Genomic DNA, 13,187 nt, shown 5'->3' with positions numbered 1-13,187 from the left:
CGAGGATGACAACCATGCCGCGCACTCCGATGGCCCTCCTCTCTCCTGCCGACCAGGAGCGCCTGCGGGCGCTGCGCCGAATGAAGGCGATCGCGGTCGGCGCGCTGGTGTTCATGGCGGTCGTGTTCGTAATCGCGTTCTGGCTGCAGAGCCGGCATCCGTGGTTGGGATATGTCCGTGCCGCAGCCGAAGGCGGCATGGTCGGTGCCCTCGCCGACTGGTTCGCCGTCACGGCGCTGTTTCGGAAACCGCTGGGCCTGCCGATTCCGCACACCGCGATCATTCCGAACCGCAAGGACGAGATCGGGCGCACCCTGGGCGAGTTCGTCGAGACGAACTTCCTCGCCGCTGATGTGGTGCGCACGAAGCTCGCCAGCACAGCCATCGCCCGGCGCGCCGGAGAGTGGCTGCGCGAGGAGGCGCACGCTGAGCGGGTTGCAGCCGAAGGTGCGACGATCGCGACTGCCGTCCTCAACGCGCTCAGCGACGATGACGTCCGCGACCTCATCACCGACCTTGCCCGCGAGCATCTGGTCGATCCGGAATGGGGCCCACCCGCCGGCGCCTGGCTCGAGAAGATCGTCGAAGCAGATGCCCACCATGGCGCCGTAGACCTCGCGGCAGACAGCATCTCGACATGGCTGGATTCCAACGCCGAATCATTCACCGGCCTCGTCTCGCGGCGGCTGCCATCGTGGGTGCCGCGCCTCGCGCACCGCTTCGTCGACGACACGGTTTATCACGAGGCAGTCAAGTTCGTTCATGCTGTGCAGGCAGACCCGCAGCATCCGGCCCGCCTGGCGATCGACGGCTATCTCGGTCGCCTCGCCGACAACCTGCAGACCGATCCCGCCACCCGCGCGAAGTTGGAGAATGCGAAGGCATCGCTGTTCGACAGCCCCCGCGTGGGTGCGCTGGCAGCGGATGCCTGGAACACCGCGAAGGCAGGCTTGCTGAAGTCTCTCGCGGATCCGGCGAGCGGTCTGCGTGCACGCGCGGCGCAGGCCGTGCAGGAGGTTGGCGAGCGGCTGACGACGGATGCTGCGCTGCAGAAGCGCGTGGATACCTGGGTCTCCGACGCCGCAGTGTTCCTCGTTGACCGGTACCGGCACGACATCGCCTCGATCATCACCGACACCGTCGAGCGCTGGGATCCGGCCGAGACGACGGAGAAGATCGAGCTCATGGTCGGCCGGGACCTGCAGTACATCCGGTTGAACGGCACGGTCGTCGGAGCCCTCGCGGGGCTGGCGATCTTCACCATCGCCCACGCTGTGATTCCAGGAGTCTGACATGGCACTTTCCTACGACGCGCTCTGGCCCCGGGCCGGCGGCTGGCCCTCCTTCGACGGTGCGGCAGACGCTGTGCTCCTGGGCGTTCCCACCTGGCGGACATCGCTGTCCCCCACCGGCGCGCATGCCACGCCCGGCGCGATCCGCGAAGCGCTGCAACGGTACAGCGCAACGCTCATGGGACCACCCGCCGTGGATCTGAACGCCGCATTGCGAATCGCCGATGCCGGCGACATCGATGAGCCGGACGGCGACAGCGGCATCGCCTCGGTCATCGCCCGCATGCAGGAGTTGGCGCCGGCTTTCGTCATCGCACTCGGCGGCGATAACTCGTTGACCTATCCGGTCGCGCAGGGCGCTGGGGCCGACGGCCTCATCACATTCGATGCGCACTTCGATCTGCGCGACGGCGTCTCCAATGGGTCACCGGTGCGCCGCCTCATCGAGGATGCACCGGACGGTGCTCGCATCGATCCGACGCGGATCGTGCAGATCGGCATCGCCGATTTCGCGAACTCGGCAGCCTACGCGCGCAGGGCTGAGGCCTGGGGCATCCGGGTCATCACTGTTGACGAGGTGCGGCGTCGCGGCATCGATACCGTCGTCGACGAGGCATTGTCTATCGCTGGAGCGGGCTCTCGGTCACGCATCCACCTCGACATCGATGTGGACGTCTGCGACCGCGCTGTCGCCCCCGGCTGCCCGGCGAGTGTCCCGGGCGGCCTGGCCGCGTGGGAGCTGCGAGCGCTCAGCCGGGCGGTCGCCGTCGATCATCGTGTGGTCAGCGCCGACATCGCTGAGGTTGACGCGACCGCCGATGCCGACGATGCTCGGACCGTGCGTCTCGCCGCCCTGTGCGTGCTGGAACTGTTGGCAGGTCTCGCCGCGCGGCGTGCGGTGTAGCGTTCGCCACTTCTGCGTTCACACCTTCTGCGTGCACAACTCCTGAAGAATGGCCGGAGATGTCGGATCTCGGCCAGTTTTCCCCCTTGCTGGCGTCGTTCTTCAGGAGTTATGAACGGTCGAAGACCCGCACACCGTCCTTCCACACCGTCCGGACCAGCGGGACACCGGGCCGGTACGAGAGGTGCAAATGACTCGGAGCTTCAAGCAGCACCAGGTCGGCACGGGCACCGGGGACGATGATGCCGATGTCATCCCGGCGCAGCGCCCGGGCGCCTCCCGCGGTTGCCGCCCAGAGCGCTTCCATCGGTGTCATCCCCATCTCACGCACAGCGAGGGCGATGCACAGCGGCATCGATGAGGTGAAGCTCGAGCCGGGGTTCGTGTCGCACGCGATCGCGACGGTGACGCCGGCATCAATGAGGCGCCGGGCGTCGGGATACGGCTGACGGGTCGAGAATTCCACACCGGGCAACAGCGTCAGCACCGTGTCGGAACCAGCCAGCGCCGCGACGTCCTCATCGGTCAGATACGTGCCGTGATCGATGGATGCTGCGCCGAGTTCGACTGCAAGGCGTACTCCGCCGCCCGGTCCGAGCTGGCTGGCGTGCACCCGCGGCATCAGGCCACGAGCTATTCCGGCTTCGAGCACGCGGCGGGACTGAGCAACGGTGAAAGCACCCGTCTCGCAGAACACGTCGATCCATTTCGCGTAGGGGGCACAGGCATCCAGCATCGGCCCGACGACGAGGTCTACGTAGTCATCCGGCCGATCGGCGTACTCGGAAGGAACCACATGCGCGCCGAGGAATGTCACCTCGTCGGTGACCTTCGCGGCGATGCGCACCAGCCGCTCTTCGGTGCCGACGTCGAGCCCGTAGCCGCTTTTGATCTCGACGGTGGTGGTACCCTGTGTACGCATCTCATCAATGAATCCCCGCAACCGCGCGCGCAGCGCATCGTCACTGGCCGCGCGCGTAGCGGCAACGGTGGATCGGATGCCGCCGGCGGAATACTTCTCCCCCGCCATCCGCGCCTCGAACTCGGCAGCGCGATCGCCGGCGAACACGATGTGACTGTGGCTGTCGACGAATCCCGGAATGATCGCGCGTCCCCCAGCATCCACCACCTCCATTTCCTGCCCATGAGTGGTGGGGGCGGATGCTGCTGGCCCGACCCATGCGATGCGCCCGTCCTCGATGAGCACCGCCGCGTCACGCAGAATCCCCGCGTCGGCGTTCGTCACCAGCTCCCCAATGTTCGAGATCAAGGTGCGCATCATCTACCTCTTATCAGTCATCGAGTGGGCGTTGGTGGCTCGAAAATCCCGCAAAACCGAGCCACGAGCGCCCACTCGCAAGTGGTGGGGTGGGGGTGGGGGGTGGGGGGTCATGGCATCGGGAGCTTTAGGCCGCGAGTGCGGGCAACCTCGCGGGCACGTTCGTATCCGGCATCGGCGTGGCGCATCACGCCCGTTCCCGGGTCGTTGGTGAGTACGCGCTCGAGCTTCTCTGCGGCGAGCGCAGTGCCGTCGGCGACACATACCTGTCCGGCATGGATGCTCCGCCCGATTCCGACGCCTCCGCCATGGTGCAGCGAGACCCACGACGCGCCGGATGCCGTGTTCAGCAGTGCATTCAGCATCGGCCAGTCCGCAATCGCATCCGAACCGTCAGCCATGGCTTCTGTCTCCCGGTACGGCGAGGCAACGGAACCGGCATCCAGGTGGTCCCGACCGATGACAATCGGTGCCTTCAGTTCGCCGGACGCCACCATCTCATTGAACTTCAGCCCCGCGAGGTGCCGTTCCTTGTACCCGAGCCAGCAGATCCGCGCCGGAAGGCCCTCGAACTGCACCTTCTGGGCCGCCTGATCCAGCCAGCGGTGCAGCGCCGCATCCTCGGGGAACAGTTCTCGCACCGCACGGTCGGTTGCGGCGATATCGGCCGGGTCCCCCGACAGCGCCACCCATCGGAACGGCCCCTTGCCCTCGGCGAACAGCGGACGGATGTACGCCGGCACGAATCCGGGGAATGCGAAGGCCCGCTCGAACCCGCCGAGTTCAGCCTCTCGACGAATGGAGTTGCCGTAGTCGAACACGGCCGCCCCGGCATCCTGGAATCCCACCATCGCGGCGACATGCGTTGCCATCGACTCGCGCGCGCGGCGTGTGAACTCCTCAGGATCGTGCTCCGCCTCGGCCTTCCACTGCCCCACCGGCATCCCCACCGGAAGGTAGGCGAGCGGATCATGCGCACTGGTCTGGTCGGTGACGATATCGATCGGGATGCCACGACGCAGCAGTTCCGGGAAGACCTCGGCCGCGTTACCGACGATCCCGATCGAGAGCGCCTTACCGGCATCCTTCGCGGCAAGCGCACGCGCGACAGCGTGATCGAGGTCGACGGTGTACTCGTCGAGGTAGCGACGCTCGACACGACGGGCGAGGCGCGTCTCGTCGACATCGACGATGAGCACCGCTCCCCCATTCATCGTGACGGCCAGCGGCTGAGCGCCGCCCATCCCGCCGGCACCGGCGGTGAGCGTCAACGTCCCCGCCAGTGAGTCCTGGCCCAGCGATCGCGCCACCGCCGCAAATGTCTCGTAGGTGCCCTGCAGAATGCCCTGTGTGCCGATGTAGATCCACGACCCCGCCGTCATCTGTCCGTACATGGTCAGCCCGAGCGCCTCGAGTCGGCGGAACTCCGGCCACGTCGCCCAGTCGCCCACGAGGTTCGAGTTCGCGATCAGTACGCGCGGCGCCCACTCGTGCGTGCGGAAGACTCCGACCGGCTTCCCCGACTGCACCAGCAGGGTCTCATCGGGCTCGAGCTCATCGAGCGTGCGGATGATCGCGTCATACGCTTCCCAGCTGCGCGCCGCTCGGCCCGTACCGCCGTAGACGACGAGTTCTTCGGGGTGCTCGGCGACGTCCGGGTCGAGGTTGTTCATGAGCATGCGCTTGGCCGCCTCCGCACCCCAGCTCTGAGCGGTGCGTTCGTTGCCACGAGCGGCATGGATGCCCCTATGAGACAGCGGGGTTTTGTCAGACATCGGCGTTCTCCTTCGCGGTGCGGGCAACGGCGCCCGATCGGACGAGCTCAGTGACCGCTTCTATCTCGGGCGAGAGGAAGCGATCAGGGCCAGGGCCCTCGACGACTGTGCGGACGAGGTCGCGGACGGCTCCGGTGGCGGGTCCAGACGAAAGCGGCGCACGAAGGTCGAGAGCGCGAGCGCCCGTGAGCACCTCGATCGCGAGCACCCGTGTCAGCCCGTCGATCGCTCGACGGAGTTTGCGGGCCGCAGACCATCCCATCGAGACGTGGTCCTCTTGCATTGCGGATGACGGTATCGAATCGACGGATGCTGGAGCGGCAAGGCGCTTCAGCTCAGAGACGATCCCCGCTGCGGCATACTGCGCGATCATGAGCCCGGAGTCCACGCCGACTTCATGTGCGAGGAACGGCGGCAGGCCGCGGTTGCGGGCGGGATCCAGCGCGCGGTCGGTACGGCGCTCGGAGACGCTGGCGATATCGGCCACCGAGATCGCCAGGAAGTCGAGGACGGCCGCGACCGGAGCCCCGTGGAAGTTGCCATTCGATTCGATGCGTCCGTCCACGGTGATGACGGGGTTGTCGATCACGCTCGCCAGTTCCCGCGAGGCGATGGTGGCGGCGTGTGCCATCGTGTCACGCATCACCCCGTGTACCTGGGGTGAGCAGCGCAGCGAGTACGCGTCCTGCACTCGGCCGTCTTCCGGGCCCCTGTGGCTAGCGAGAATGGGCGAGTTCGCCAGAAACATACGCAGGTTCACCGCCGATTGTGCCTGCCCGACCTGCGGGCGCAGCGCCATCAGATCAGCGGCGAACACGGCATCCGTGCCCAATTGGCTCTCGATCGACATCGCCGCCGCCAGGTCTGCGGTGGTGACGAGGGTTTCGAGGTCGTGCAGGGCGAGCAGCAGCATCCCGAGCATGCCGTCCGTACCGTTGATGAGGGCGAGCCCCTCCTTCTCCACGAGGACGAGCGGTTCGATTTCTGCGGTCGCGAGCGCCTCTGATGCGGGCTGGAGGATGTCATCAACGCGCACCTTCCCCTCGCCCATCGCTGCCAGTGCAATGTGCGCCAGCGGCGCGAGATCGCCAGAACAGCCCAGCGAGCCGTATTCCCTGACGACAGGGGTGACACCTGCGTTCAGCATGGCGGCGTAGGTTTCAGCGACGACGGGACGTACGCCGGTGCGACCGGATGCCAGGGTCTGCAGCCGCAGCAGCTGCAGGGCCCGCACGACCTCGGCCTCAACCTCGGACCCCGTTCCGGCAGCGTGTGAGCGGATGAGACTGGCCTGCAGTTGGTGCCGGCGCTCCGGCGCGATGAACGTCGTCGCGAGCGCACCGAAGCCGGTAGACACTCCGTAGTGCGGATCCGGGTCTACCGCGAGCGCGTCGACGATGCCGCGGGTCTCGGCGATCTGGTCGAGTGCGGCGTCATCGAGCACGATCTGCGCACCGTAGCGAGCGATCGCCACGACGTCGGCCGGGCTCAGGACGTCGGCGCCGACGCGCACGGCGTCGTCCGCGTGGGTGTGGGGGAACTCTGCCATGTCTTGATTCCACACCCTGGCAGTGGCGACGAACAGGGGCGCGTGACATCCTTTGTCTGTGATACCAGACAATAGGAGCGGCACGCAGGTTCCTGCTGCCGACCAGACCCTGCGCATTCTGCGGTATCTGGCCGGGCGCCCCGCCTCCGTCGCGGCATCCGCGATCGCTCGCGAGCTTGCCCTTCCCCGCTCGACTGTGCACCATCTGCTCAATACGCTCGCCGCGCACGGGTTCGTGCTGCACCTGCGCGAGGAACGACGATGGGCGCTGGGCATCGCGGCATCCGAGCTCGCCGGCGGATTCGCCCGCCAGCAGCCACTGGCCCGGCTCGGTCGACCTCTGGTCGCGGCTCTCGCCGACCGGCTGGGACAGAGTGCGCATCTGGCTGTGTTGAGCGGCAGCGATGTCGTCTACATCGTCGAAGAGCGTGCCCCCCGGCGTCCGGCACTGGTCTCCGATGTGGGTGTGCGGCTGCCAGCGCACCTGACCGCGACCGGACGTGCGATGCTTGCGGCCCTTCCCCGTGAGCAAGTGCGGGCGCTGTATCCGAACGCCGGAGTGTTCTCCACCCGCACCGACCGTGGCCCTTCGACGCCCCGGGCGCTTCGTGAATTGCTGCGCAGCATCCGCGCCGCCGGTTTCGCGTCGGAGGACAGCGAAGTGACGGAGGGCATGCGCTCGGTGGGTGTTGCGGTGCAAGACGCATCAGGATGGCCGCTGGCCGCCGTCGCGGTCACATGGGCGAGCGATACCGGTCCCGCAGAATCCGATGCGGCAAGCGCGGTCATCCAGACGGCGGCAGATCTCCAGCGGAGACTGCGCCACTGATCTGTCGCAGAACTGAGACAGTGCTGCAGCGGCGCGCATGCTGGCGCGCGCACAGATCGCACTGCGCTGACAAAATGCGGAGGGAGCCGCAGGCGTACTCGCCCGCGACCCCCTCCGAGGAGCCGGATCTCTCCGTAGATCAGCCGGCCGCACCCTTGCGGGGCTTGAGGAAGCTCTCCGGCTCCTGCTTTTCGCGCTTGGCCGCGCGCTTCTCCTTCGGCGACAGCTTGGCTGCCTTCTTTCCTGCTCGTGTAGTGGGCGTCTTTCCAGCCATCGGGACTCGCTTCCCCTTTCGGGCGGTTGGGCGGGTGTCATCACTGACCATAGCCAGTCCTGCAGGTAAGTCAAATTTCCCGATGAGAAGGAAAAAACGTGCTCGCAAAACCGGCGCGCTCATTCGGAGCCACTACGCTCAGAACGTGCTCGATACACTCACCGGCTTCGCCGTTGTCGCAGTCGCGATCGCCGTCGGGTACATCCTCGGCCGCATCGATCTGCTCGGCCCGCACGCACGTCACGTGCTCAGCCGGCTGACGTTCTTCGTCCTGTCGCCATTCCTGCTGTTCACGGTGCTCTCTCAAGCCGACGCATCCATGCTCTTCTCCGCGCTGCTGCCGGCGTCCGCGGTCGCGGCCGTTGCTGTGATCGCTCTGCACACGCTCGTCGCCAGGCTCGTCTGGAAGCGGAACGTCGGCGAGACGCTGATCGGCGCCCTGGCTGCCGGCCAGGTCAACTCGAACAACATCGGCATTCCCCTCTCGCTCTACCTGCTCGGAAGCGCTGCCTATCCCGCGCCGGTGATCCTCATGCAGCTCCTGGTTTTCACCCCGATCTCGCTGACCATTCTCGACACCATCACGGGTGGTCGAACCTCCCCCATCCGCACCGTCGTGCGCACGGTGACGAATCCGATCATCCTCGGCTCCGTGCTGGGAACTCTCGTCTCCGTGATCGGTATCGATCTGCCGCCGATCGTGATGGAACCGGCAACGCTCCTGGCCAACGCCTGCGTTCCCGTACTGCTGATCAGCTACGGCATCTCCTTGCACGGGCAGAAGGTTCTGGGCACCGCAGGCCACCGCCGTGATGTGCTGCTGGCCAGCACTCTGAAGCTGCTGGTGATGCCACTGATCGCCTGGGTGGTCGCACAGTTCCTGTTCGGCCTGTCGACCCACGAGGTGCTCATCATCGTCGTGCTCGCAGCTCTTCCCACCGCGCAGAACGTCTTCAACTATTCACAGCGCTACGATATCGCCGAGCCGATATCCCGCGACACGGTGTTCATCACCACGGTCGGCTGTGTGCCGGTACTGCTCATCGCAACACTGCTGCTGGGCTGACTGGCGCACTTCTGGCAGAGTGTCGCCATGAGCAGTCTGCGCATCCTGCATCTCAGCGACACCCATTTCGCCGGCGACGGCGGCCGCCACTACGGCGTGGTTGACACCCGTGAACATCTGCAGCGGGCTTTGTCGCACGTAGGTCATCTGCTGTTCGATCTCGTGGTCATCTCGGGAGACGTGAGCGACGACGGCTCCGAAGAGTCGTACCGGCAAGTTCACGATGCGGTGCTCCCCTGGGCTCTGGCGCGAGGTGCGCGCCTCGTATTCGCGATGGGAAACCATGATCGTCGGGACACGTTTCGTGCGGTCCTCGGTGGCGGACAGCCGGATGCCGGTGAGCAGGAGCTCGCAGGCATCGACCTCGATCGTCCGGTGGCTTCAACCGCCGAGAGCAGTGGATGGCGTGTGATCGTGTTGGACAGTTCGGTGCCGGGCGCAGGCTACGGGCGGGTGGATGCCCCCCCAGCAGCAGTTCCTGCGCGACGCCCTGTCCACGCCCGCCCAGCACGGCACAGTCGTGGTGATCCATCATCCGCCGGTTCGTGCGCACACTGACCTGCTGCAGGCTCTCGCGCTCGACGAGAAAGACGCCCAGTCCCTCATCGACATCACGCGCGACACGGATGTGCGCGTCATCCTCTCCGGCCACTACCACGCGCCAATCGTCGAATTCGTCGACGGCGTTCCCGTAGTCGTCACCGCAGGGGTGGCGAACGTCTCCCGCACTTTCGCCGACGCTGCCGAGGAGTCGGCGATCGATGCCTTCGGCGGCGCGTTGGTCGAGATCGATGGCGCACGCGTCCGAGTAGTGCCGTTCCTCGAACGCCTGACGCCCGATGACGAAGTCTTCCACTTCGATGCCCAGGCCGTCGAGCAGATCATTCAGGATGCCGGGCGGCCGCACTGACACCGGAAAGCGAAGAAGCCCCGCCTGTCGGCGGGGCTTCTTCTTACTGTCTCAACACAGTGTGGACCTAAGGGGATTCGAACCCCTGACCTCCTCGATGCGAACGAGGCGCGCTACCAACTGCGCCATAGGCCCAAGAACCTCAGCTAGATTATCACGCCGGAAACAGGGGCAGCGACGAGGGCGCGATCACCCGACAGCGCGGCGGGTGAGCAACTGGCGCACGTGTTCTTCGATCTCCGCGTCATCCACAAAACCCATCTGCGCGTATGGCGAGGCTTGGGCGGCAGGAAGAGCAACCGGTGCCGGCGGCCCCATCTGCTCGGCGCGCTCACGCAGGCGCGCGACGCGTTCGGCACGACGCAGCTCCTGGGTGGCTTCGATCTCGGCCCGCGCGGTATGGGTGAGCGAACCGCTCACCGAGGCCATCGGCGCAGGCAGCGGCCGTGGCGTCCACGTTGCACGCCCTTGGTCATGCAGCGGCGGCGAGACGCGCGGTGCAGTGTCGGTGGCGACGCTGCGCACCGGAAGGCGATCGATGCGACGTGCCACAGCTGTCATCTTCTGCAGTGTGACCGCGGCCACCAGAGCGAGTGCTCCACCGAGCCAGATCATCAGCTGCGCGCCGCCGGTGACGACCTGCCAGATTCCGAGCCCTGCCAGCACAAGACCGGCCAGCAGCAGCACGGTCGCCGTCATCCGCACTGTGCGGCGGGCACGGGCCTGACGAACAATGGGATCCGCTCGAGCGGCAGCAAGCTCGGCGCGCAGACGCACGAGCTCTCCAGCTTCTTTCTCGGACTGCAGCCGTCTTGCCAGCTTCTGCTGGGCGAGCGCAGTGCGGGCGTTGAGTTCGAGGTGCACCTCGCCGGGTGTCTCACTCGTCTCCGCCAGCACACGCAGTGCCTGATTCAGTCGCACCGCGTTTCTTTCTGACGAGTTGTACTGGTACCTGCCGCGCCAGGAGGGCAAAAGGTACAGCATCCAGAGCAACACCGACACAAGGACGATGACGCCCCCGCTCAGTACTGGCCCGTTCATAGGGACAACGGTATGCGACCGTGACCGGCCTTCGCCTCACCGGCGTCGCGTGTCGTTCCCGGGATTTCAGAAAACTCAGATCGAAAGACGATCAGACGGCGGAATGCTGGCAGCTTCCTGCGGCGCTTCGCCACTGATCCAACGACGCAGGACGCCCTGGGGCACATCTTCGCGAGTCAACGCGAAGGCGTAGTGGTCACGCCAATCGCCGTCGATGTGAATGTACCGACGCCGTAATCCCTCGTACCGGAATCCGAGTTTCTGCACCACCCGCAGACTCGCGATGTTCTCCGGGCGAATGCAGATCTCCATCCGATGCAGCCCGAACTCGTTGAAGCACGCATCCGTCGCCAGGGCCACCGCTGTCGGGGTGATGCCGCGACCGGCGAAACGCTCACTCACCCAGTAGCCGATGGTCGCCGAGCACAGCGAACCCCGGGCGACGCCCCAGACATTCAGTTGCCCGGCGATCTCACCGTCGTATTCCATGACGAAGGGATACCCGGCACCGTCGCGGTACTGCTGCAGCAGGCGCCTGATCCCGAAGCGCATATCGAACGACGCGACACCGTTGGGAATCGTCGCTTCCCACTGCTGCAACCAAGTGCGGTTCTGCAGCAACTCGCGTTGCAGCACACGTGCATCACGCGTGCGGACGAGCCGCAACTCGATCGGCCCGTGACGACGCCCCGGCAACAGATCCATCCGACCCTCGAGACTGAACGCCTACAGGCGTTCGCCGAACGCCTTCAACCACGGACGAAGGTCTGGTCCGAGGTCTTCACGGTCAGCAGCGAGCTGAACGATCGCCTTGATGTAGTCGACGCGGTCTCCGGTGTCATAGCGGCGTCCGCGGAAGACCACACCCACAACACCGGGGCCGTTCTCGTCTGCGGCCAGCTCCTGCAGAGCATCCGTCAGCTGGATCTCGCCGCCCTTGCCGGGCTTCGTGCGCTCGAGAATCGGGAACACGGATGCCGGCAGCACGTAGCGACCGATCACGGCCAGGTTAGAGGGAGCTTCTTCTTTGGACGGCTTCTCCACCAGTCCGGTGACACGAACGACATCATCCGAATCGGTGGGCTGGGCAGCGGCCGCGCCGTACATGTGGATGTGGTCGGGATCGACCTCCATCAAAGCGACCACTGCTGCGCCGGTGCGCTCGTGCTCCGCCATCATCGTCGTGATCAGCTCGTCGCGCTCATCAATAAGGTCATCGCCGAGCATGACCACGAACGGACTGTCACCGACGTGGGTCTTGGCGCGCAGCACTGCGTGCCCCAGCCCCTTCGGCTCGCCCTGGCGAAGGTAGTGAATGTCAGCGAGGTCACTGGACTTCATAACGTGCTTCAGGCGATCGAGGTCGCCCTTCTCCGTGAGCCTGACCTCGAGCTCCGGGACAGAGTCGAAGTGGTCGGAGATGGCGTTCTTGTTGCGTCCGATGATGACGAGGATGTCATCGATGCCCGCGGCCGCTGCTTCTTCCACCACGTACTGGATGGCCGGCTTGTCGACTACCGGGAGCATCTCCTTCGGCATGGCCTTGGTGGCAGGCAGGAATCGCGTGCCGAGACCCGCCGCCGGAATGACTGCCTTCATTGACTGTTTTCCCATTTGGCCAGCTTAGCGGCGAGGCGCACCCTGCCCGACACGTAGACTCGAAACATGTCGACAGACATCGAACAGCAAAAGCGGGCACTGCGTGCAGAATTGCGCGAGCGCCGGCAGCTGCTTTCTGACTCGCAGCGCGAAGCCGCGGCATCCGGCATCGCCGAACAGCTCGACATCCTTGTGAACACGCGCAATGCGCAGTCGATCTCATGCTTCCTGTCCACGACCACAGAACCCGGCACCCGGGACTTCGTCACCGCCGCTGTCAAGCGCGGCATGCGGGTACTTCTCCCCATCACACGCGCCGACGGATTGCTGGATTGGGCCGTGGCAGACGACTCGCCACAGGTCGCCGAGGGCCTGTTCGGTTTGCCCGAGCCGCAGGGTGAAGTGCTCGGTCCGATCGCTGTCAACGACGTCGACCTCATGATCATCCCCGCCGCAGCGATCGACTCCACCGGCACACGGCTCGGCTGGGGACGCGGTTATTTCGACAAGACCATCGGGTCCATGGAGAAATGCCCTCCGGTGTACGCCGTGATCTATGATTCCGAGATACTCGACTCCCTCCCGCGGGAGATGCACGATCAGCCGGTTGACGGCATCGTGACTCCTTCCCGCATCCTCACCCTGTCGCCAGCGCGACACTGAACCACC

At 65.8% G+C, this 13,187-nt stretch carries 14 protein-coding genes and 1 tRNA gene; 7 read left to right on the top strand and 8 right to left on the bottom strand.

Annotation, left to right across the window (positions count from 1 at the left end):
* The first annotated feature begins 14 nt into the window (after positions 1-14).
* Together ACSU1L_RS11910 and ACSU1L_RS11905 are read left to right on the top strand one after the other, a co-directional pair.
* Positions 15-1,292 (top strand): DUF445 domain-containing protein, encoded by a 1,278-nt coding sequence (locus ACSU1L_RS11910; RefSeq protein ID WP_439255935.1) that lies wholly within the window; start codon positions 15-17, stop codon positions 1,290-1,292.
* Between the two features lies 1 nt (position 1,293).
* Positions 1,294-2,196, top strand: a complete 903-nt coding sequence (locus tag ACSU1L_RS11905; RefSeq protein ID WP_439255934.1) for an arginase family protein — start codon at positions 1,294-1,296, stop codon at positions 2,194-2,196.
* A gap of 109 nt (positions 2,197-2,305) precedes the next feature.
* Here ACSU1L_RS11905 and hutI read toward each other — a convergent pair whose 3' ends face one another.
* The 3 genes from hutI to hutH all read right to left on the bottom strand — a co-directional run bounded on the left by hutI (position 2,306) and on the right by hutH (position 6,799).
* Positions 2,306-3,475: an imidazolonepropionase gene (hutI, locus tag ACSU1L_RS11900; protein ID WP_439255933.1), complete on the bottom strand. Its 1,170-nt coding sequence runs from the start codon at positions 3,473-3,475 to the stop codon at positions 2,306-2,308.
* 110 nt (positions 3,476-3,585) lie between these two features.
* Positions 3,586-5,250 (bottom strand): urocanate hydratase, encoded by a 1,665-nt coding sequence (gene hutU / locus ACSU1L_RS11895; RefSeq protein ID WP_439255932.1) that lies wholly within the window; start codon positions 5,248-5,250, stop codon positions 3,586-3,588.
* On the bottom strand, positions 5,243-6,799 hold the full coding sequence (hutH, locus tag ACSU1L_RS11890) for a histidine ammonia-lyase (RefSeq protein ID WP_439255931.1): 1,557 nt from the start codon (positions 6,797-6,799) through the stop codon (positions 5,243-5,245). Before hutH ends, hutU begins: the two co-directional genes overlap by 8 nt.
* Before the next feature lie 52 nt (positions 6,800-6,851).
* Here hutH and ACSU1L_RS11885 point away from each other — a divergent pair, with 52 nt between their 5' ends.
* The gene (locus ACSU1L_RS11885) at positions 6,852-7,628 is read left to right on the top strand and encodes an IclR family transcriptional regulator (protein WP_439255930.1); all 777 of its coding nucleotides are present in this window, start codon (positions 6,852-6,854) and stop codon (positions 7,626-7,628) included.
* Positions 7,629-7,767: 139 nt separating this feature from the next.
* Here the strand turns inward: ACSU1L_RS11885 and ACSU1L_RS11880 are convergent, their stop codons facing one another.
* Positions 7,768-7,902, bottom strand: a complete 135-nt coding sequence (locus ACSU1L_RS11880; protein ID WP_438254930.1) for a hypothetical protein — start codon at positions 7,900-7,902, stop codon at positions 7,768-7,770.
* A 145-nt stretch (positions 7,903-8,047) separates the two neighbouring features.
* Between ACSU1L_RS11880 and ACSU1L_RS11875 the strand changes: the two genes are divergently transcribed.
* The 3 genes from ACSU1L_RS11875 to ACSU1L_RS11865 are packed head-to-tail and all read left to right on the top strand — an operon-like array spanning position 8,048 to position 9,878.
* A complete protein-coding gene (locus tag ACSU1L_RS11875) occupies positions 8,048-8,968 on the top strand; it encodes an AEC family transporter (RefSeq protein ID WP_439255929.1) in 921 nt (306 codons plus the stop codon).
* 27 nt (positions 8,969-8,995) lie between these two features.
* Complete coding sequence (locus ACSU1L_RS11870) at positions 8,996-9,526, top strand: metallophosphoesterase (RefSeq protein ID WP_439255928.1); 531 nt, start codon at positions 8,996-8,998, stop codon at positions 9,524-9,526.
* On the top strand, positions 9,492-9,878 hold the full coding sequence (locus ACSU1L_RS11865; protein ID WP_439255927.1) for a hypothetical protein: 387 nt from the start codon (positions 9,492-9,494) through the stop codon (positions 9,876-9,878). The genes ACSU1L_RS11870 and ACSU1L_RS11865 overlap by 35 nt, the downstream gene beginning before the upstream one ends.
* Before the next feature lie 62 nt (positions 9,879-9,940).
* On the opposite strand, the gene ACSU1L_RS11860 is transcribed toward ACSU1L_RS11865, so the two are convergent.
* The 4 genes from ACSU1L_RS11860 to galU all read right to left on the bottom strand — a co-directional run bounded on the left by ACSU1L_RS11860 (position 9,941) and on the right by galU (position 12,533).
* A tRNA-Ala gene (locus ACSU1L_RS11860) sits at positions 9,941-10,013 on the bottom strand.
* A 54-nt stretch (positions 10,014-10,067) separates the two neighbouring features.
* Complete coding sequence (locus ACSU1L_RS11855; RefSeq protein WP_438254926.1) at positions 10,068-10,919, bottom strand: hypothetical protein; 852 nt, start codon at positions 10,917-10,919, stop codon at positions 10,068-10,070.
* Positions 10,920-10,994: 75 nt separating this feature from the next.
* Complete coding sequence (locus ACSU1L_RS11850; RefSeq protein ID WP_438254925.1) at positions 10,995-11,624, bottom strand: GNAT family N-acetyltransferase; 630 nt, start codon at positions 11,622-11,624, stop codon at positions 10,995-10,997.
* Positions 11,625-11,645: 21 nt separating this feature from the next.
* A complete protein-coding gene (gene galU, locus ACSU1L_RS11845) occupies positions 11,646-12,533 on the bottom strand; it encodes a UTP--glucose-1-phosphate uridylyltransferase GalU (protein WP_438254923.1) in 888 nt (295 codons plus the stop codon).
* A gap of 51 nt (positions 12,534-12,584) precedes the next feature.
* Here galU and ACSU1L_RS11840 point away from each other — a divergent pair, with 51 nt between their 5' ends.
* Entirely contained in the window at positions 12,585-13,181 is a 597-nt protein-coding gene (locus tag ACSU1L_RS11840; RefSeq protein ID WP_439255926.1) for a 5-formyltetrahydrofolate cyclo-ligase, read from the top strand.
* Positions 13,182-13,187 lie beyond the last annotated feature (6 nt).

It is taken from the genome of Microbacterium sp. A94 (genome assembly GCF_051842855.1).
GTDB lineage: Bacteria > Actinomycetota > Actinomycetes > Actinomycetales > Microbacteriaceae > Microbacterium.
This window is presented reverse-complemented; position numbering and strand designations above follow the sequence as displayed.

Bases quoted from the DNA above. Each gene is read 5' to 3' on its own strand.
- ACSU1L_RS11910 (WP_439255935.1), top strand. From the start codon at position 15: ATGCCGCGCACTCCGATGGCCCTCCTCTCTCCTGCCGACCAGGAGCGC.
- ACSU1L_RS11905 (WP_439255934.1), top strand. From the start codon at position 1,294: ATGGCACTTTCCTACGACGCGCTCTGGCCCCGGGCCGGCGGCTGGCCC.
- hutI (WP_439255933.1), bottom strand. From the start codon at position 3,475: ATGCGCACCTTGATCTCGAACATTGGGGAGCTGGTGACGAACGCCGAC.
- hutU (WP_439255932.1), bottom strand. From the start codon at position 5,250: ATGTCTGACAAAACCCCGCTGTCTCATAGGGGCATCCATGCCGCTCGT.
- hutH (WP_439255931.1), bottom strand. From the start codon at position 6,799: ATGGCAGAGTTCCCCCACACCCACGCGGACGACGCCGTGCGCGTCGGC.
- ACSU1L_RS11880 (WP_438254930.1), bottom strand. From the start codon at position 7,902: ATGGCTGGAAAGACGCCCACTACACGAGCAGGAAAGAAGGCAGCCAAG.
- ACSU1L_RS11870 (WP_439255928.1), top strand. From the start codon at position 8,996: ATGAGCAGTCTGCGCATCCTGCATCTCAGCGACACCCATTTCGCCGGC.
- ACSU1L_RS11855 (WP_438254926.1), bottom strand. From the start codon at position 10,919: ATGAACGGGCCAGTACTGAGCGGGGGCGTCATCGTCCTTGTGTCGGTG.
- ACSU1L_RS11850 (WP_438254925.1), bottom strand. From the start codon at position 11,624: ATGGATCTGTTGCCGGGGCGTCGTCACGGGCCGATCGAGTTGCGGCTC.
- galU (WP_438254923.1), bottom strand. From the start codon at position 12,533: ATGGGAAAACAGTCAATGAAGGCAGTCATTCCGGCGGCGGGTCTCGGC.
- ACSU1L_RS11840 (WP_439255926.1), top strand. From the start codon at position 12,585: ATGTCGACAGACATCGAACAGCAAAAGCGGGCACTGCGTGCAGAATTG.